Source organism: Halomonas bluephagenesis (assembly GCF_054790765.1).
In genome coordinates, this window is the sequence record NZ_CP133631.1 from 589,403 (window position 1) to 607,366 (window position 17,964).

The window sequence follows — 17,964 nt, forward strand, 5'->3', positions numbered from 1 at the left end:
TTCACCAGTGGCAAGAAGTCTTCAGCTTATGAGCGAGCCAGAACGTCGCGGATTCGTTCGCAGGCTTTGCCGTCCCCGTAGGGGTTGTGAGCGTAGCTCATGGCAGTGTATGCGTTGTTATCGGTTAGCAACCGAGTTAGCTCGCTGGTAATAGTCGCTACATCGGTTCCTACCAGTTTAACGGTACCTGCTTCAACGGCTTCGGGGCGTTCAGTAGTGTCACGCATAACCAGTACGGGCTTGCCCAGCGAAGGTGCTTCTTCCTGAATGCCACCAGAATCTGTGAGGATAATGTGAGCGCGATTCATCAGATAGACAAACGGCAGATAGTCCTGCGGCTCAATCAGATGAACGTTACCTACCCTGGCCAACAGGCGATTAACCGGCTCGCGGACGTTGGGGTTAAGGTGTACCGGATAAAGAATCTGGGTATCTGGATGGCGCTCAGCGGTATCGGCTAGGGCTTGACAGATACGTTCAAAACCGCCACCAAAGCTCTCTCGGCGGTGCCCTGTCACCAAGATAAGACGCTTGCTTTCATCCAGCATCGGGAAGCGCTTGGCCTGTTCTGCCGCTAGCGTCTGATTGGTTTCTAGCTTATGGGCAACTTCAAGCAGCGCATCAATCACGGTATTGCCGGTTACGTGAATAGTGGCCGGGGCAACACCTTCATTAAGTAAATTTTGTTGCGAGGTAGCCGTGGGAGCAAAGTGAACCGCCGCCAGCGCGCCAGTAAGCTTACGGTTGCCCTCTTCCGGCCAGGGTGAATAAAGGTTGCCGGTGCGCAGGCCTGCTTCAACATGCCCTACCGGAATCTGTTGGTAATAACACGCTAGAGTGGTCGCAAAAGTAGTAGCAGTGTCGCCATGCACAAGAACGATATCAGGTTTGAAATCTTCTAGTACCGGTTTGAGCCCTTGCAGAATGCCGCAGGTAACGTCGTTGAGATCCTGCCCTGGCTTCATAATGTCCAGGTCATATTCAGGGGTAAGTTCGAATAAGGCGAGCACTTGATCCAGCATTTCACGATGCTGAGCGGTAACACAAACACGGGCATCAAAACGCTCATCCTTGGCTAGCTGCAATGCAAGCGGTGCCATCTTAATGGCTTCTGGGCGTGTACCGAATACAGTGAGTACTTTCATTCCTTGCCTTCTTTTCAGTTATCGGACCAGCGTACGACCGGAACGCCGAGCCTGTGACGTCATGCTTTGTAAAGACGCAGCTTACCGATTTTTACTCGCCACGTTTAGCCTGCGTCGTTCAAGCGGTATTCCAGTTCCTGACAACGGCGATAGTAGTACTCTAATAGTTCCTGGGTTTCAGCCAACTGCTGAGCAACAGGAATGGCATCCGAGCTTTTAGGAACCCTTTTCATTAGCTGGCCGGGCTTTTGTAATCGTTGCTCACAAATCCTGATATTAACATCAAACAGACTTTGACCATATTGATAGGCCGCCTGCTGATATAGCGTTATCGCATCTTGGTAGTCACCATGATTGAAAGCATCGTGGGCGCGTTTAACGAGGTCTTTTTCCATGGGGCGTCTCGCTGGTTGATTTATCTATATGGATAACAGAATTTAACGCATAGCGCTCGTTTTGAGAATTCTCAACCAAGCCTTAGTGTTTCTAACGGCTGGGTGAAGTAGCAAAGTTCGATTACGGAAAAATCAAAGGTCGCTTTACTGAGCACTCTAACATAAACAAGTTTTGAGACGTTTGCTCACTAGCACGATTAACGATGGCGTATTGTAGTATACCCGACCGCTTTTAGGAGTATTAGGCAAACGACAACGGCCAACGCATCTTGGAAACTGGCTGTTGATAATATGAGCGCAGCCAGACAACCGGATGCATGCTCGCGCTTCTATAACTGCTGCATGTAATCCTGAATATGTTCTGCCTCACTTCGGCACTCTGATTGTATAGTGGCATCAGCTTGGCTGAAATCGCTAATCGAAGTAGTGAGGCAACAGATACCCAAACGCCCGTGAATAATCAAAAAATGACAAAGACACGACATCAATTATGACAAACTTGAAAATTGGCTATTTGCTCGTTCATTGACGACACTCTAGTCTGACCAAAAACATTTGGCACCAATAGCTAAACCTATAGTATGCTAACAACTGTTGTTAGCGTTATCGCTGGGCCATGAGACTAGCTATCACACTTGATAGTGACAGGAATGTAAAAAACAACTAGAACATAAAACATCGGTCTAAATGTATTTTACACTCTAGAATTTACATACTTTTACTAGGCAGGGTTATTATCATCAATGACTCATGACCTGAACAGAGCTTGGCAAAGCTATTACATTATTCTCGCAATGAAAAATCCAGGCCGAGAGCAATCTCTAAACCTCCTTCCACCATCACCTCTGGTAGGTTAAAACTTAGTTCACAAGGTAATACTGAAACTGCAGCCTTGCCTTCCACTATTGCAATCATTTTATAATCTTTTGCGTATAACTCCCTCAAACGAACTTCTGTGGCAGGTGTCAGTAGCTGGCGGAGTGATGGTAGCGCTTTCCCTTCGGCGTATTTCTTGCGAAAGTAGACGGCCGGGCAATCAGAATCGACCCAAGGCAATGATGTACTGCCCTTGGTGGTGCTGTTAGAAGGTTCCTTAAACACCTGATCACAAAGCTCGTTAGGTAGTAGCTCTTGCATCTCTTTATAAACGTTGTCCATACGAATTACTTTGTTGTAGGTAATTGGCCGCAGATGCCAAACCTGAGGGTAGAGGTGACTGTCTACCTCCTCCCAGCGCTCGGTTTCAAGCAGCACCACGTACTCATGAACAAACTCGTCAAATGTCAGTAATGCCGGGTCTCGTCCGACCACTTTTTGAAGCAAATTGAGTAGGTCTTCGGCACCATCCCTCTGAATCAGCTTATTTTTATATGTCGAAAAAACACGTTCAATAGGGTCGCGATAAACAAACACTTTAAAGTTGAAGCGCTGGTCGATTTCTTTAGGATCTAAATCATTAACCTGCGCATTTTTAATCATACAACTAACGGAGGGCACATCACCAGGGCAGGCATCAGGATATAGCGCTTTAAAAAGCATTTTAAAAGAAGTAGAAGCATTTTTACGAATATAAGTATAAAAGAAAGAAACCCCCTCCCCTTCAAAAAAAAAATCAGGAGAAAAACGCTCCTTTGCGGAATGTAAAATTGAATTTTCAAAATTCATGGAACACCACCCTTATAAAATTTCTTTTAAACAACATGAGAGGCCAATCATGACATTTTCATAAATTTACACCATACTCACTCAATGACACACTTTTGCATATAGCGAGCTTTTACCTCAAAAATTTAATGTCAAAAAAAACCGCATTAAAACCTGCATTTATCACCTCCCTTTTATAAAAACTGTATAATTCAGAAAATCCTACAGGCGTTAAGATAAAACTTCATATTTAGTGAATATTTTAGCATCAACATGAGATAATCAACACAATGTAGAACCTGTTTGCCGCTAATTAAAATCACTGAATAATTTTAAAAAACCAGAAAAAATCAAGAACTTTTCTATCAATTAGGAAATTATTCAAATCGAAAAAATGATTTATTTAATTTAGCTTATAAAAACCATTTAACTTAAGCTTAACTCTCAAAACATATAGAGAACATGCAAACATACGTAATTAATGCTTGCATGTTAAAATTCAAGCAATCACCGACTAATTGCTGTATCGGCGAAACATTTTGATCCATCTACAAAAGCTATTTTATCTGGATAATGAATCACTCATCATGCTAAAAATTTTACTTAACTAACTCAAGGGGCCTATAACGAAAAATTATGCTCAATAAACAGCATAAACAATTTTTTTGTATCATTCATTTTTGTTGATACTCAGTGACTTTGCAAAAAGCTAAAAACCTCAGGCCCGAAGAAAACCACTTTCGAACTTTTAGCATAAATCCAAAACCAAGTGAAGCAAAACAACCTGAAACTACTGTCTGAATAGCTTCCATATAGCAACCTTTAACTCAATGAATGATTTCACGCATCTTAAAAGCACAACACTAACGCACTTTAAAAATATAACTCAAGCAAAATATTTTTAGCGGCCACACACTCATAACAATATAAAGACAACAACTAGTCTTGTTAGAGTTGATCAAAGCGTCGGTATGATGGCTTAAAGAAGTTATTATCATCAGCTCTTAAAAGCAAAACAGATTCTATAAACTCATCAATCTGGGCGATATCAATTCTCCTAATGAGTTCAGGATTGACTTCCCAGAAACTAGCTTCAATAAGACGAGAAACAGTTTCTTCATCAAACCTCATACCAATACACCTAGCCGGCACACCAGCATAAATAGAATATGGAAGGACAGTTTTTGTAACAACTGCCCCCGCAGCTATTATTGCGCCACTACCAATTTTAACTCCAGACATAATGTAGGAGTTATCACCAATCCAAACATCATTCTCAATCTCAACTCTTATTCTTTTTATTGGATCAGAAAACTTTATTTTTGGCGGGTTTGAATTAACTTGAAAAAAAGGATTAGTAGAAATAGCATCAAAATCATGGGCGCCAGATCCAATAATTACATTGCGACCAATACTACAGTAACGGCCCACCATAACGCTAGATCTAATAAAACCGCTATTAAAATAGCTGGAAAAACCAAAACTGACCCCACCATGCATCTCTACTTTTCCAAGCATCACTTCAGGTTCATAGCGAAAATTATCGTGTGGCTTAAATTCTTTATTATATTTTAAACTCAAAACTAAGAACTCCATGACCTAACAATCAACACTCGTTTCATAAAACTCACATATCAATCATTCACGTTATAAAGATCTTGATATAGTTTTTCTAATAGCAAGATCAACATCCGCGATAACATTATCCACTCCAAAAAAATCTAACGAATTGTATCCAGCGGAACTTATACGCGACCAAATATCTTCACGCTCATATAGATTTTTACATACTTCGCCAAGCTCAAAAGGTGATGCTACCTCTACAGAAAGCGGAGATAAATACTCACTTAATGACTGCGGCATTTCTCGGTGTATAACAGGAGTTCCAGAAACCATAGATTCCAAAGGAACCATTTCAAATGTAGCTCCAGGAACAAGACACACAGTAAGCCTAAACTTATTCAATACCCGCCCTATGTCTTGAGTGTAAGGTATCACTTTCAGATAGTTGAGTGGAACATTATTTGTATGGTAATGCTTCAATACATAAATATTGACATGCGGCAGCTTAATTCTAATTTGCTCAACCCACTTTGCTAAGTTTCCGTTTACTAAAGAAGAGTTACTAAGCTTTGCAAGATCGCCAAGGAATATTCCCTCACGCTGTGAATAAGGTTTATTCTCGTACCTCTCAAGTGAGATAGTTTTCGGAAAAGGAACAATCATCTCTTTGGTTTTTTCTTTAAAAGAGTATTGCGTTGAGTTGGAAAAACTTGCAAAAAATATTTTTGGTTTTTCAAACTCTGAATTCAATTCCCATAGTTTGTCCTCGATCCATGCTGTCCTTTGCTTATTCAAATTAAACGATAAATTAACTGCACACACGCAGCCCTCTACTGCTAATTTTTTAATATACTCAATGCAGTCACCAAAATCTGGCCTATCTGGATCAGGAGCATAAGCCAAACAAAAGTCATATTTTCTGTTTACCTCACATTCATTAAGTTCTGAAAGGCAACACACATCAACTATATGCCCTAGTTTCTCAAGCCCATTTTTTAATAAATGAGAGCTTTTAAAAACCCCCCCCTTAACATTAATTTTAAAACGACCAACAATCAAAATTCTTAGCTTAGTATTTACGTAATTAACGCTCCAATCCGTAGCACTAACTATCTTATTTTGCTTTTCTTTTGTATTATGCCTTGATCCCTTGATGCTTTTAGAGCTGTGCTGATATATAGAAAACTCTTGACTGGCATCAGACTCATAAATCTCTCCTTTTTTATGCTCGATAACTACAAAAGGTATTCTTTGTTCTTGACCCAAAACCGCAAAGTATATATCTGCCATATTGGGTGATTTAAAATCTGCAAATGATACATTAATGTGGGAAGTATGAAACCCCATACAACCTGTACCCAATACATGTACCGGCGTATCATAAGGCCTCGGAGCTCCAAAAGAAAACACTCGACGTGAGTCCTTATTGTAGTAATTTACAAAAGGCTCAAGTATTACACTGCCATGCCAACCGACAACTACCGGATAATTATAATGCTGAATTCGTTTGACAATCCTGTTGATAAAGTCTTGGGGGTATATCAAATCATCATCACATGTAAAATAATATCCATCAAAATCATCAACCCAATAAAACTTTCCTGCATCACCTATTTCTCTAGAGAAGTCACTAGATAACTTGTATGTAATTTTTTCATTATTTTCAAGAAACTCTGGAACAGAATCGTATTTATCTAAGAAAACACCTATCCTATCTACTTGATCAATCAGTGATTGAACGGTTTGTTTCAAACAGTTAACTCGCTGAGGTATCGAGGCAATGCCTACGAAAATTTTATCATTTTCCTTATGATAAAAGTCACCACTCCATGAAACACTAACGTCTTTCTTTACGACTAAATCACGTTCATAATTGCCATTAGGAGAATCTATCTTTAAGCCTTCATTTATCCCAACCGACAGATAATGTAGTAATGCCCAGTCGCCTTTCCTGAAAAACCTTGAATATCGAGCAGTATAGTCCGCACTAGAAAATTTCGGCCCTGGATCACGCAAAAGACGATACCCATATTTCACGAAATGCTGCAAAGGAGATAAGTCACCTTCAAAAACATCAGGATATTTTTCGCAATACCATTTGCCATCGAAAAAACCCGACTCTTCAACTAATTCACATACTTCTTTTTTACTAAGCAAAACTTTTCCCCTATAACTAAATTACATGTAAATTATATTTTCGCCGCAAGCTTTAACAACTTTCTTTATATCTACAAAAGTGAAAATTTCCTTACAGTAAGAGAAAAGCTCCCTCCCCTCCTGAACAAACTCATTATGCTTAACAGTCACAACAACTGCATCATAGTAATTTTTCTTCGGCACACTGATTAAATCTAACCCGTATATTTCTTTTGCTTCATTTTTATCAACCCAAGGATCATAAACGTCCACATGTAACCCATAGGATTTAAGCTCTTTAATAAGGTCCACTACTTTACTATTACGTATATCAGGACAATTTTCTTTAAAGGTCATGCCCATCACTAGCACTTTGGCACCTTTGATCAACTGGCTTTTTTCAATCATGGCTTTGATCAATTTAGAGGCTACAAAGCGGGCCATGCCATCGTTGATTTCGCGCGCTTTACGAATCATATCAGGGATGTGGCCTACCGACATGGATTTATGTACTAAGTAATACGGGTCTACTCCTATGCAATGACCACCTACTAAGCCTGGTTGTAACTTGATAAAGTTCCATTTGGTAGCTGCGGCCTCAATTACATCATTGGTATCTATACCCAGGTGGCTGAAAATCATTGCCAGCTCATTGATAAGAGCAATATTGACATCGCGCTGGGTGTTTTCAATAATTTTAGAAGCTTCAGCTACTTTAATGCTGCTGGCCTTATGGGTACCTGCTTCAATAATGGTGCCATAAAGTTGGTCGACAAAGTCTGCTATTTCAGGCGTAGAGCCAGATGTCACTTTCATAATCTTAGTGACAGGGCGCTCTTTATCGCCTGGGTTTATACGCTCGGGGCTATAGCCCGCATAGAAATCCTGGTTGAATACAAGGCCGGAAACCTTCTCAACAACAGGTATACACTCTTCTTCTGTTGCACCCGGGTAAACCGTAGACTCGTAAATTACCACATCGCCTTTGTTTATTACACGCCCAAGCATTTCAGATGCTTTCACTAGTGGGGTAAGATCAGGCTGGCGGTGGTCATCGATGGGTGTTGGCACAGTAACAATTAATACGTTTGCTGCTTTCAGGTCTTCTTCATTACAGCTAAAAGCAAGATTGGGTGCAGCAGCCAGCTCGGCCTCACTTACTTCACGGGTGTTATCTTTACCCTGCATTAATTCTTCAATGCGCGTCTTTTTAATATCAAAACCAATGGTCGGGAAATATTTACTGAACGCGACTGCCAAAGGTAAACCAACGTAACCTAGACCTAAAATAGCAATTTTGGTATTTTCCATTTGCATGGCGCTTCTTACTCCTGATTATGTTTGCAGTGCGTTAACGATACTTGAATTTGATAATTCAAGCAGAAACGGTATTATCTTTTTCTTCTAATATGCGGGTTAAAATCGCTAGCTCCTTAAAGCGCTCGTTGATATTGGCGTCTTTTTCACGTAGCTGGCGCTGCATATCGCGCATCTGCTCGTGCAATTTTTTAACTTCTGCACTTTCAATGAGTGAATTAATCGTTGATTTCTCTTTACCTGATGCTACTTGCAGGTATTTGTCGCATAAGACAACATTAACGCTAAAAAGTGTTTCTCCATAGAGCTTTGCTGCTTTTTGGTAAAGTTTTTTAGCCGCTATGTAATCACCTTCATTGAAAGCGGCGTGTGCGCGTATAACGAGATCTTTTTCCATGATGTTGGCCCGTGAATAGTGAGTGGTGAATAGTGAGTGGTGGATAGTAAGTGGCGAATCATCCGGTTGGGGGCAAAATTCGATTCTCGGCTCCGCTACTCAACTCTTAGGCTGTAGGCATTGGGGAGTGTCAACCATTGGGCAGGGCGTTGGCGGGTTTCGAGCAGCGTATCCCAATAGGAGACTAAATTGCTTTCCTGTGGATAGCTATTGCTCTCCAGCACGATATCTAGCCGCTGCGTGGGCAGTTGCTTTAATAATAGCGGTAAGGCTACTTCTCGGCTGTGGCCTGCTTCAGGTAGCGTTTCCCCTACAATGATCAGCACGCGGGCATCTTCTGGCAGCCATTGATTAAGCCGTTGCAACGTGGTTTCCGCTGAGTAAAACAGCGCTGTTTGGTCGTTGGCCTGGCACTCACCCCATGGGGCGTAAACCACATTCACCGCGTGGCTAAGGCGCTTGTTGTTTAAGCGCTCTTTGAGTTCGTCACTGACCGTTTTCTGATGCTGAATGCTCACTATGGTTTGCGGTAAATCATCGTGAGAAAGCGTCACTTCATTATGAGTCTCTTGCCGCTGGCCGTTTTGCCTAATTAAGCGTGGTTGCTCTGTCCGGGCATTGATAATGCTCTGAGCAAGTAGCTCTGTGGTGTTCAAGCTGCCGAAAATCACCACCACATCATGATGGTGGGTATCATAGTGTACTAGCAGCGCCATAGCGTAACCGGGCGCAAGCTGAGTACTGACAGGGCGCTGCCCATGTTGCAAATAGTGCGTCAGTGCCTGCTCATCACGCTGTTGGCGGGCGCTTCGGGTAACGTGCTGGCCAAGCGCGCTGGTCGTTTGCTGAATGTAGCTGCGCTGTTCGCCGAACAATGATTCCAGTTTGCTTTCTAACTGCCCAAAACGTTCGTTACTATGCTTTAACGTAGCTAGCTGTTCGCTGAGCTGGCTGATCATAGCGTCTTTTTCAGTTAGCTGCTGCTGGGCCTCAACTAGTTTAGCCTCAGATTCTTCATGCTGTTTTTTACTATTGGCAAAGTAGCGCTGGTAATTCTCGCGTTCTTCTTCACTAAGCGTTAAATTTTCTTGAAGGCTTTCTGACTGGGCCTGCTGAGTTGTTAGCTTTGCCTGCAGCGCTTTAATTTGCTCAGCGCCCTCTTCTGCTTGCTGCTTGCGATTAATAAACCAAGCGTGAGTTTCTTCCAGTTTTTTCAGCGCTTTCTGTTCGGATTGAACAGCATTTTGTAACTGCTGTTCTACAGCTTCATATTTCTGTGTTACATCTTTAAGTCTTTGCTCACTTTCCTGGTGTTCTTTTTGATGCTGCTGGCTAACTTTAATCGCTTGGTTTAGCTGCTTCTTCAGCGTATCGCGCTCTTCGGTTAGCTGGCTTAATTGGGTATCACGCTCGGCTAGCTCCGCGTCTTTTTCTTTCAACTGGGCATCTTTTTCTTTCAGCTGTTGCTGGGCTTTTTGGGCACTCTGCTTGCTGTTTTGCTCGGCTTCCGCAAGCGTTTTCTTGAGCGCATCACGCTCTTCTGTCAGCTGTTTAAGCTGACTAGCACGCTCACCCAACTGGGCATCTTTTTCTTTCAACAGTTGCTGGGCTTTTTGGGCACTCTGCTTGCTGTTTTGCTCGGCTTCCGCAAGCGTTTTCTTCAGCTTGTCGCGCTCAGTGCTTAGCTGTTCAAGTTGGCTAGCACGCTCACCTAGCTGTGCATCTTTTTCTTTCAGCTGCTGCTGAGCTTTCTCGTCGCTTTGCTTGCTGTTTTGCTCAGTATCCGCAAGGATTTTCTTGAGCGCGTCATGCTCTTCTGTCAGCTGTTGAAGCTGACTATCCCGCTCACCCAACTGGGCATCTTTCTCTTTCAGCTGTTGCTGAGCTTTCTGTGCATATTGCTTACTGTTTTGCTCGGTTTCAGCGAGCGCTTTCTTCAGTGTGTCTCGTTCTGCGCTTAGATGACTAAATTGGGTTTCATGTTCAGCCAGCTGTTCTTGAACAGCTTTCAACTTGCTATAGAGAGGGTTACGAGTAAGCTCGATGAGGAAAAAATCTGGGTCTTCAGCATCTTGAACACCAACCTCAAAACCATGCTGTTCACACCATTGAGCCAGCTCAACGTTGGTGGCCATTCCCTCGTAAAGACTCAGCGGGCTGGTACGCACCCAAAGATGAGTTAACTGATCCAGCAAACCTGAGTGATTAAATACTTGTAGCAAGCTGAGAGCGATTTCCGGTTGCTCGATAATCAAATGGGTTAGCGTGGCTTGGCTTAAACCAGCCTGTTCCAGCGCTTGAGGAAGCGTTTGGGTATCCACGGTTTGATGGCGAGCCTTACCCAACCCTGGATAGAGACTGGTTAACTCACTAGCAGGAGCCAAGCTGTTAAAGTCTTTCAGCGTATAGGCATAGCACACCGCCTCTCCACCGGGGGGGGTCACTGGCTGCTCCGTAATGTGCAAAGCAGGCAAGTTTTTTGCTAACGCCTGCTGACGATCAAGCATAGGGGAAAGCGGTGCCAATAATGTGACTTGGTTTACATGTTTTAGCAGCGTTTCGCTTTCTTCACGTAGCGGGCCAATGTGTACTAGCAGGTCAACATTCTGGCTCATGCTTTAGCCCCCTTCGCTATTGTTTGAAGCGCTGACAACTGGTATTGAGGTGGGTGTATCTCGCGATTTTCCTCTTTTCCATAGCGAAGGTAATGCAGCAACGGATGCTGGCCAGAGGCAGCGACATCTTCATAGTGAGTAAGATAAAACTCAGTACTGAACAGTGGCCCTGGGTGGCGGCCATCAATGGCACCAAACTTGATGAAATGCTCAGCGGGTTTGATATTGGCCTGAGCTACGTCTGGGTATTGCTTACAGTACCACTCGGCATCAAACAGCGGGCTAGCTTCTAGCATGGCTACCTGTGAGGGCAACGCCTTCTTGTAGCTGCGGATTTCGCGGTAAGCTACAGCTGCGTGGCGCTGGGCATGCACACGTAGCCACTGCACCAAACGCTCTAGGCGGTGTATACGCTGTTCACTTTCCGTGCGCAGAACGTTGAGTTCTGTTTGGCGCTTTTCCAGCTGCTGGCGGAGGGTTATCTGCTCAGAAGCGTTCTTTTCAAGCTCTTGCTGGTTTTGCGGGTATACCGTGAATAGCTGCTCAGATAGTGCTTGCTGTTCTACATACAACGTTTCATACGCCTGTTGGGCCTCCTGCAGGGTACTCAGCAATTGCACATTTTGCGCTGCAGTGAGTTCCTGCTGGGCAATCGCTTGCTCTCTGTGCTCAAAATCAGTGGCCCTGACTTGCTGCAACATATCGAATATTTCAGCGGCTTCTATTTGCACATTTTGCAGCGCCTGCAAAATGACTGCTTGGTCTTTCTGCTCTGTCTCCAAAACCTGTTTAAGTGTTTGGTTTTCTTTTTGCAGCGTTTGAACATGTTGCTGAATAGCACTTTGTTCTTTGCGCTGAGTCTCAACGTTCATCTTAAGTGTGTCAGAAGCCTGTCCAAGTGCTTCGTTTTCTTTTTTCAGCACCTGATTGTGTTGCTGAGTAACATCTTTCTCTTTGCGCTGAGTATCAAAAGCTTGCTTAAGTGCTTCGTTTTCTTTTTTCAACGTTTGAAGATCATTGATTCCTTCTGCTAAGAATTCTTGTGTGTTTTGGAGTTGTTGGAGCACTAGGGCGTACTCATCGTGGGTACTACTCAATTCACCTTTCAGGCGGGCAATATCCTGCTGCTGGCGTTCCTGGGCGGCGTCTGCCTCTTTTAGCGCACGACCATTTCGCTGGCCTTGCTCACTCTCCGCTTGCCGAGCGTGATATTCGCTCAGCGCTGCTTGAGCCATCTCTGCCTCGCGCGCCTCTACAACCGGGCACTCCTTGCTGCTGGCTGCCAAGTAGGCATAGGTATCTTGTAATGCTTGAGATTGACTGCTCAGATACGCCGCTGCTAGTTGATATATCGGATTTTCAGAGCGGTCTATCACTGGCGCTTTAATCACTTCTAATTCACAGCCAGGCATGTAACCAGCCAACGTCACTTGACGGCGAGCTGAGCGAAAAAGCGCGAGTAAACGTTTAGCTTGCGACAGCCAATCACTTAACGCTTCCTCGCCTGTTGTCCCGGTTGCCAGGCTAGCCGCCAGCCAAGCAACAGGCTGCGGCCAAGCGATGATACATGCATGCGCTGTCTCTTTTTTCAGCCAGCTTTTAAGTGACGCTAACGCTTCTTCACTAAACATATCAATCACCAGCAATTGGTCTTCAACGGTGCTGGCTTCATCAGTGCTGGGCTGCCCCTTTGCAATGTCGCTTAACGTTAGTTCAGTCGCGTTTTGCTCGCGCAGGGCGGCGCCTGATTCGGCCTTGAATTTATCTATTCCTACGTACACGACTAAGGACATGGTGAGAGCAGCTCCATTCTTTTCTTTAGCAATCATTAATTTTAATTAAAACGAGGGGCATTTGGCAAACTTAAGCCTTGTTTATCTTTGGCTGAAAGCATGGGTGCCCGGCTGTTTACCAACGGCCATTGAATATTAAGTGTGGGGTCATCCCAGCGCAGCGATACTTCATCCCCTGGGGCGTAGTAATCGGTGCATTTGTACTGAAATTCGGCTTGTTCACTGGTGACATAAAAGCCATGAGCAAACCCGGGTGGCACCCATAACATTTGCTTGTTCTGCTCGCTAAGCATTGCGCCAACCCACTGGCCGAAGGTTGGCGAACTTTGGCGCATATCTACCGCTACATCGAAGACTTCACCTTGGGTTACCCGCACTAGCTTGCCCTGCGGCTGTTGGTGCTGGTAATGAAGGCCACGCAGTATGCCTTGGGCGGATTTACTGTGATTATCCTGCACAAAGGTGTGATGCCCACAGTGGGCTTCGAATTCGCTTTGGCGAAAGGTTTCCATGAAGAAGCCGCGCTCATCGCCGAAGACTTGGGGGGTAATAAGCACAACATCAGGAATGGCGAGTTTTTCGTATTGCATATCTAAACCGTAAGAGGTGAAAGGTGAGGAGCTTGATGTAAGGCTTGAGGGGTAAGATTACTTTCTCCTCACTACTCACCCCTTACTTATTACCTTTCGTTTTGAGTAGGCGTTGTAGGTATTGGCCATATTGGGTTTTAGCGAGTGGTTTGGCGAGCTCAGCTAAGCATTCGTCGCTGATCCACTGCTGCTGCCAGGCGATTTCTTCTAGGCAAGCGATTTTAAGACCTTGGCGGTGTTCAATCGTTTGTACGTATTGGCTGGGTTCTAACAAGCTGTCATGAGTACCGGTGTCTAGCCAAGCGAACCCGCGACCAAGACGCTCTACGCGTAAATCCCCCCGCTGCAGGTAGGCGTTGTTCACACTGGTGATTTCTAGCTCGCCGCGCTCTGAAGGAGTTACCTGCTTGGCAATATCTACTACGTCGTTATCGTAGAAATACAGTCCGGTGACGGCGTAGGCAGATTTTGGCTTTTTTGGCTTTTCTTCGATGGAAATAGCGCGGCCCTGCTCGTCAAATTCCACCACGCCGAAACGTTCAGGGTCTTTAACTAGATAACCAAATACCGTCGCGCCCGACGTATGCGAACTGGCACGCTTTAACTGATCAGAGAAGTGCTGACCATGGAAGATGTTGTCGCCCAACACTAAGCAAACAGAACTTTCGCCAATAAATTCTTCACCGATTATAAACGCCTGGGCTAGGCCGTCGGGGTTAGGCTGTTCTGCGTATTGCAGGCGAATGCCAAAATCTTCGCCGGTACCCAGCAGGTTTTGATATTGAGGTAAATCTTCCGGCGTTGAGATGATCAGAATGTCGCGGATGCCTGCCAACATGAGCACCGAGATCGGGTAGTAGATCATCGGTTTGTCGTAAATCGGCAGGAGTTGCTTGGATACACCGCGGGTAATGGGGTGTAACCGCGTGCCCGAGCCACCGGCCAGGATAATGCCTTTACGGTTTTGGGTGTTGCTCATACTCAACTCGCTGTAATAATTTTTTTTGCCACGGATATACACGAAAAGGCACGGATAAGATCAACAACAAAAAACCAACATATGAATATTAAGAATATGGTTTTATCCGTGGACTCCGTGTAGATCCGTGGCAAAACTCGTCGCTTCCGTAGCTTAAAAATTATCTAGATATTCTTTAAGCGTTAAGGCCAGCTGGCTTTGCCAAGGTGGCATGGTGATACCTAATGCGCTTTCTAGCTTGCCTAGCGCCATGCGTGAATTCAGTGGGCGCTGGGCGGGTGTTGGATACTCTACCGTGGAGATGCCGGCAACACCCTCGGGAGTGATGGCAAGAACTTCCTTTAATTCACGGGCTTGGTTAAAAATCTCACTGGCGAAGTCGTGCCAGTTGGTTTCCCCTCTGGGTGCTAAGTGGTAGATGCCTTGGGGGATGTGAATAGAGAGCCGTGTGCCATGAGCCACGAAAGACAACGCGGTGATTTGAGCGATTAAACGTGCGGGGGTGGGCGCGCCTATTTGATCGTTAACGATATTCAGCGTGTCTCGCTCGCGGCCTAGGCGAAGCATGGTTTTCATGAAGTTGTTGCCACGGGCGGCATACACCCAGCTAGTGCGAAAAACCAGGTAGCTGGCACCGCTTTCAGACACCGCTTGATCCCCTTCCAGTTTGGTTTCACCGTAGACGCTTAGCGGGCCAGTGGGGCTGTCTTCCTGCCAGGGTGTTTCGCCGCTGCCTGGGTAAACGTAATCCGTTGAGTAATGCACCAGGGGGATGCTCCGCTTCGCGGCGTAATTAGCCAGTTGCGCGGGCAGTTTGGCGTTTAAGCGCCTTGCCTGTTCTGGTTCGCTCTCGGCATTATCAACGGCTGTGTAGGCAGCGGCATTGAGGACCAAATCAGGCTGGTGTTTTTCAAGATACGCATCGACAGCTTCGGAGTTGGTTAGGTCGAGTTCTTGGCGTGTCGGGGCCAGGATAGTACCGAATGGAGCAAACTGGCGCTGGAGCTCAAAGCCTACTTGGCCATTGCCGCCGGTGATGAGGATGTTCATGGAGAAGCCTTAACGTCAAACGATTGCGTAACCTGTAGCGCGGTGTAACGAGGCCGCGAGGAACGAGCGATACCGAGGCACCCGCGAAACTCAAGCGTCTGTTGCGGGTGCGCCGTAGGCTTACCACGCACTACAAAACCCAGTAATACCGACCTATCGTAAAACCCGTAGCGCGGTGTAACGAGGCCGCGAGAAACGAGCGATACCGAGGCACCCGCGAAACTCAAGCGTCTGTTGCGGGTGCGCCGTAGGCTTACCACGCACTACGTATTGGCGCCTAGGCGTTGACCTTGATAGCTACCGTCTTGTACGCGTTTCCACCAGGTTTCGTTGGCGAGGTACCATTCGACGGTTTTGCGTAGGCCAGTTTCGAAGGTTTCTTCTGGCTTCCAGCCCAGTTCGCGTTCAATTTTGCTAGCATCGATGGCGTAACGAACGTCATGGCCTGGGCGGTCGGTGACGAACGTGATCAGTTGTTTATGTGAATCGTGAGTGGTGAGTGGTAAGTGGTGAGAATTACCCTTCACTTTGTATGGCACTAGCTCATCCAAAATCTCACAGATAGTCTCTACTACATGTAAGTTAGTTTGTTCGTTGTGCCCGCCGATATTATAGGTTTCGCCTATACGACCTTCGGTGGCAACTTTGATCAGGGCTCGGGCATGATCTTCTACATAGAGCCAATCCCGAATTTGCTGCCCATCGCCATACACCGGCAGCGGTTTGCCAGCCAGGGCATTGAGAATCATCAACGGAATTAGTTTTTCCGGAAAATGGTACGGCCCGTAGTTGTTAGAACAGTTGGTGACAAGTGTAGGCAGGCCATAGGTGCGCTGCCAAGCGCGAACAAGATGGTCTGAACTGGCTTTACTCGCCGAATAGGGTGAGCTAGGAGCGTAGTGAGTTTCTTCTGTGAAGAGGTCGTCAGTGCCTTCTAGGTCGCCATACACTTCATCGGTGCTTATATGATGAAAGCGAAACACTGCTGCTTTATCGGCATCTTGTTGCTGCAGGTCTTTCCAGTAAGCTCGGGCGGCTTCTAGCAGAACTGCAGTACCAACCACGTTGGTTTGAATAAACGCAGCGGGGCCGTCGATAGAGCGGTCTACATGGCTTTCTGCTGCTAAGTGCATCACCACATCAGGCTGGTGCTGTTCAAACAGCTGCTGCATGGCAGGGGCATCGCAAATGTCCGCTTGCACAAATGCGTAGCGCTCATTGGCAGAGACGCTTACCAACGATTCTAGGTTGCCAGCATAGGTGAGCTTATCGATATTCACGACACGGTGGTCGGTATTCTTAATTAGCTCACGAATAACGGCAGAACCAATAAATCCTGCACCACCGGTGATTAAAAACGTTTTTCTCATTAACTATCTCATTAACTATCTCATTAACTATCTCACCAACTAACTCATCAGCCATCTCATCAACTATCTCATCAACGCTGGCACTATCGTTCGCTTTGTCGAAGCTCTAAATTTGCCCGCGCATCTTTAGCTCTGTTGCCTGCTTCTTGAACCGCTTTTTTCGCCGCGACCAGCGCCGCTTTATCATCTTGCTCTTTGGCATCAGCCAGGGTTTCTTGAGCAGCTTTTAAATCGGCATGGCAGGCTTGTAGGTATTTACGAGCGCCCACAACATCGCTAGGCAGTTCGGCATGACGTTTCTTTTCATCGACATCTGAGTGATAGGCAGCAATGGCATCATTGATATCGTCATACCAGTAGGCATTACCCTTTTTGAGATAAACCCCTGCCTGGCAGAGGTCCTTCAAAATGCCTTCTGAGTGAGACACCATTATCAAAGAGGCTTGGCCTGTTTTTGCTTCAAATAACTCTTTGGCTTTGGCTTTAAATGCACGATCGCCCACGGCAGTGGCTTCATCGGAGATGTAGACGTCAAAATCAAACGCGAGCGATAGACCGAAAGAAATACGTGATTTCATACCCGATGAGTACGTGCGGATTGGCTCATCGAAGGCAGGGCCAATTTCAGCGAACTCTTCCACGAACTTGATAACTCTCTTGACTTCTTCGGGGTCACTGCCTTGCACGCGAGCAACGAATTTAACGTTTTGGCGCCCCGTCATATTGCCCTGCATACCACCAGAAAGCCCTACCGGCCAAGAAACACGACTATGTCTAATTACCTCGCCGCGCTCGGGGGTGTCCATACCAGCAATTAGACGTAAAAGCGTTGATTTACCTGCCCCGTTCGCACCAATCAAGCCCACACTGACGCCCATAGGGATTGTGAAATTGACGTCTTTTAGTACCCAATTACTACCGTGGTGATTGTGGTAGCGTTTGTAGAGATGTTTGATTTCAATCATTTTAA

Annotated in this window: 14 protein-coding genes; all 14 read right to left on the reverse strand. The window is 45.5% G+C overall.

Features of this window, described 5'->3' with window-relative positions:
- Window positions 1–26 precede the first annotated feature (26 nt).
- Complete coding sequence (wecB, locus tag REH51_RS02650; protein ID WP_009721816.1) at window positions 27–1,145, reverse strand: non-hydrolyzing UDP-N-acetylglucosamine 2-epimerase; 1,119 nt, start codon at window positions 1,143–1,145, stop codon at window positions 27–29.
- Window positions 1,146–1,249: 104 nt separating this feature from the next.
- Window positions 1,250–1,540: a hypothetical protein gene (locus REH51_RS02655; protein WP_009721815.1), complete on the reverse strand. Its 291-nt coding sequence runs from the start codon at window positions 1,538–1,540 to the stop codon at window positions 1,250–1,252.
- A gap of 783 nt (window positions 1,541–2,323) precedes the next feature.
- The gene (locus REH51_RS02660; RefSeq protein WP_009721814.1) at window positions 2,324–3,205 is read right to left on the reverse strand and encodes a sulfotransferase family 2 domain-containing protein; all 882 of its coding nucleotides are present in this window, start codon (window positions 3,203–3,205) and stop codon (window positions 2,324–2,326) included.
- A 927-nt stretch (window positions 3,206–4,132) separates the two neighbouring features.
- On the reverse strand, window positions 4,133–4,765 hold the full coding sequence (locus REH51_RS02665; protein ID WP_186004631.1) for a CatB-related O-acetyltransferase: 633 nt from the start codon (window positions 4,763–4,765) through the stop codon (window positions 4,133–4,135).
- A gap of 66 nt (window positions 4,766–4,831) precedes the next feature.
- On the reverse strand, window positions 4,832–6,904 hold the full coding sequence (locus REH51_RS02670; protein WP_009721812.1) for an FkbM family methyltransferase: 2,073 nt from the start codon (window positions 6,902–6,904) through the stop codon (window positions 4,832–4,834).
- Between the two features lie 21 nt (window positions 6,905–6,925).
- The gene (locus tag REH51_RS02675; RefSeq protein WP_009721811.1) at window positions 6,926–8,200 is read right to left on the reverse strand and encodes a nucleotide sugar dehydrogenase; all 1,275 of its coding nucleotides are present in this window, start codon (window positions 8,198–8,200) and stop codon (window positions 6,926–6,928) included.
- 58 nt (window positions 8,201–8,258) lie between these two features.
- Entirely contained in the window at window positions 8,259–8,597 is a 339-nt protein-coding gene (locus tag REH51_RS02680; protein ID WP_009721810.1) for a hypothetical protein, read from the reverse strand.
- Window positions 8,598–8,692: 95 nt separating this feature from the next.
- Window positions 8,693–11,212: a coiled-coil domain-containing protein gene (locus REH51_RS02685; protein WP_009721809.1), complete on the reverse strand. Its 2,520-nt coding sequence runs from the start codon at window positions 11,210–11,212 to the stop codon at window positions 8,693–8,695.
- Entirely contained in the window at window positions 11,209–13,005 is a 1,797-nt protein-coding gene (locus REH51_RS02690; protein ID WP_498936776.1) for a hypothetical protein, read from the reverse strand. Before REH51_RS02690 ends, REH51_RS02685 begins: the two co-directional genes overlap by 4 nt.
- A 41-nt stretch (window positions 13,006–13,046) precedes the next feature.
- Entirely contained in the window at window positions 13,047–13,595 is a 549-nt protein-coding gene (gene rfbC / locus REH51_RS02695) for a dTDP-4-dehydrorhamnose 3,5-epimerase (protein ID WP_009721807.1), read from the reverse strand.
- Between the two features lie 82 nt (window positions 13,596–13,677).
- On the reverse strand, window positions 13,678–14,574 hold the full coding sequence (gene rfbA / locus REH51_RS02700; protein ID WP_498936778.1) for a glucose-1-phosphate thymidylyltransferase RfbA: 897 nt from the start codon (window positions 14,572–14,574) through the stop codon (window positions 13,678–13,680).
- A 153-nt stretch (window positions 14,575–14,727) separates the two neighbouring features.
- Window positions 14,728–15,624, reverse strand: a complete 897-nt coding sequence (gene rfbD, locus REH51_RS02705) for a dTDP-4-dehydrorhamnose reductase (RefSeq protein WP_009721805.1) — start codon at window positions 15,622–15,624, stop codon at window positions 14,728–14,730.
- 263 nt (window positions 15,625–15,887) lie between these two features.
- Entirely contained in the window at window positions 15,888–16,994 is a 1,107-nt protein-coding gene (gene rfbB / locus REH51_RS02710) for a dTDP-glucose 4,6-dehydratase (protein ID WP_009721804.1), read from the reverse strand.
- Between the two features lie 83 nt (window positions 16,995–17,077).
- Window positions 17,078–17,959 (reverse strand): ABC transporter ATP-binding protein, encoded by an 882-nt coding sequence (locus tag REH51_RS02715; RefSeq protein WP_009721803.1) that lies wholly within the window; start codon window positions 17,957–17,959, stop codon window positions 17,078–17,080.
- Window positions 17,960–17,964: the final 5 nt, after the last annotated feature.

Coding starts and splice junctions, on each gene's coding strand:
- wecB (WP_009721816.1), bottom strand. CDS start 1,145: ATGAAAGTACTCACTGTATTCGGTACACGCCCAGAAGCCATTAAGATG.
- REH51_RS02655 (WP_009721815.1), bottom strand. CDS start 1,540: ATGGAAAAAGACCTCGTTAAACGCGCCCACGATGCTTTCAATCATGGT.
- REH51_RS02660 (WP_009721814.1), bottom strand. CDS start 3,205: ATGAATTTTGAAAATTCAATTTTACATTCCGCAAAGGAGCGTTTTTCT.
- REH51_RS02675 (WP_009721811.1), bottom strand. CDS start 8,200: ATGCAAATGGAAAATACCAAAATTGCTATTTTAGGTCTAGGTTACGTT.
- REH51_RS02680 (WP_009721810.1), bottom strand. CDS start 8,597: ATGGAAAAAGATCTCGTTATACGCGCACACGCCGCTTTCAATGAAGGT.
- REH51_RS02685 (WP_009721809.1), bottom strand. CDS start 11,212: ATGAGCCAGAATGTTGACCTGCTAGTACACATTGGCCCGCTACGTGAA.
- REH51_RS02690 (WP_498936776.1), bottom strand. CDS start 13,005: ATGTCCTTAGTCGTGTACGTAGGAATAGATAAATTCAAGGCCGAATCA.
- rfbC (WP_009721807.1), bottom strand. CDS start 13,595: ATGCAATACGAAAAACTCGCCATTCCTGATGTTGTGCTTATTACCCCC.
- rfbA (WP_498936778.1), bottom strand. CDS start 14,574: ATGAGCAACACCCAAAACCGTAAAGGCATTATCCTGGCCGGTGGCTCG.
- rfbD (WP_009721805.1), bottom strand. CDS start 15,624: ATGAACATCCTCATCACCGGCGGCAATGGCCAAGTAGGCTTTGAGCTC.
- rfbB (WP_009721804.1), bottom strand. CDS start 16,994: ATGAGAAAAACGTTTTTAATCACCGGTGGTGCAGGATTTATTGGTTCT.
- REH51_RS02715 (WP_009721803.1), bottom strand. CDS start 17,959: ATGATTGAAATCAAACATCTCTACAAACGCTACCACAATCACCACGGT.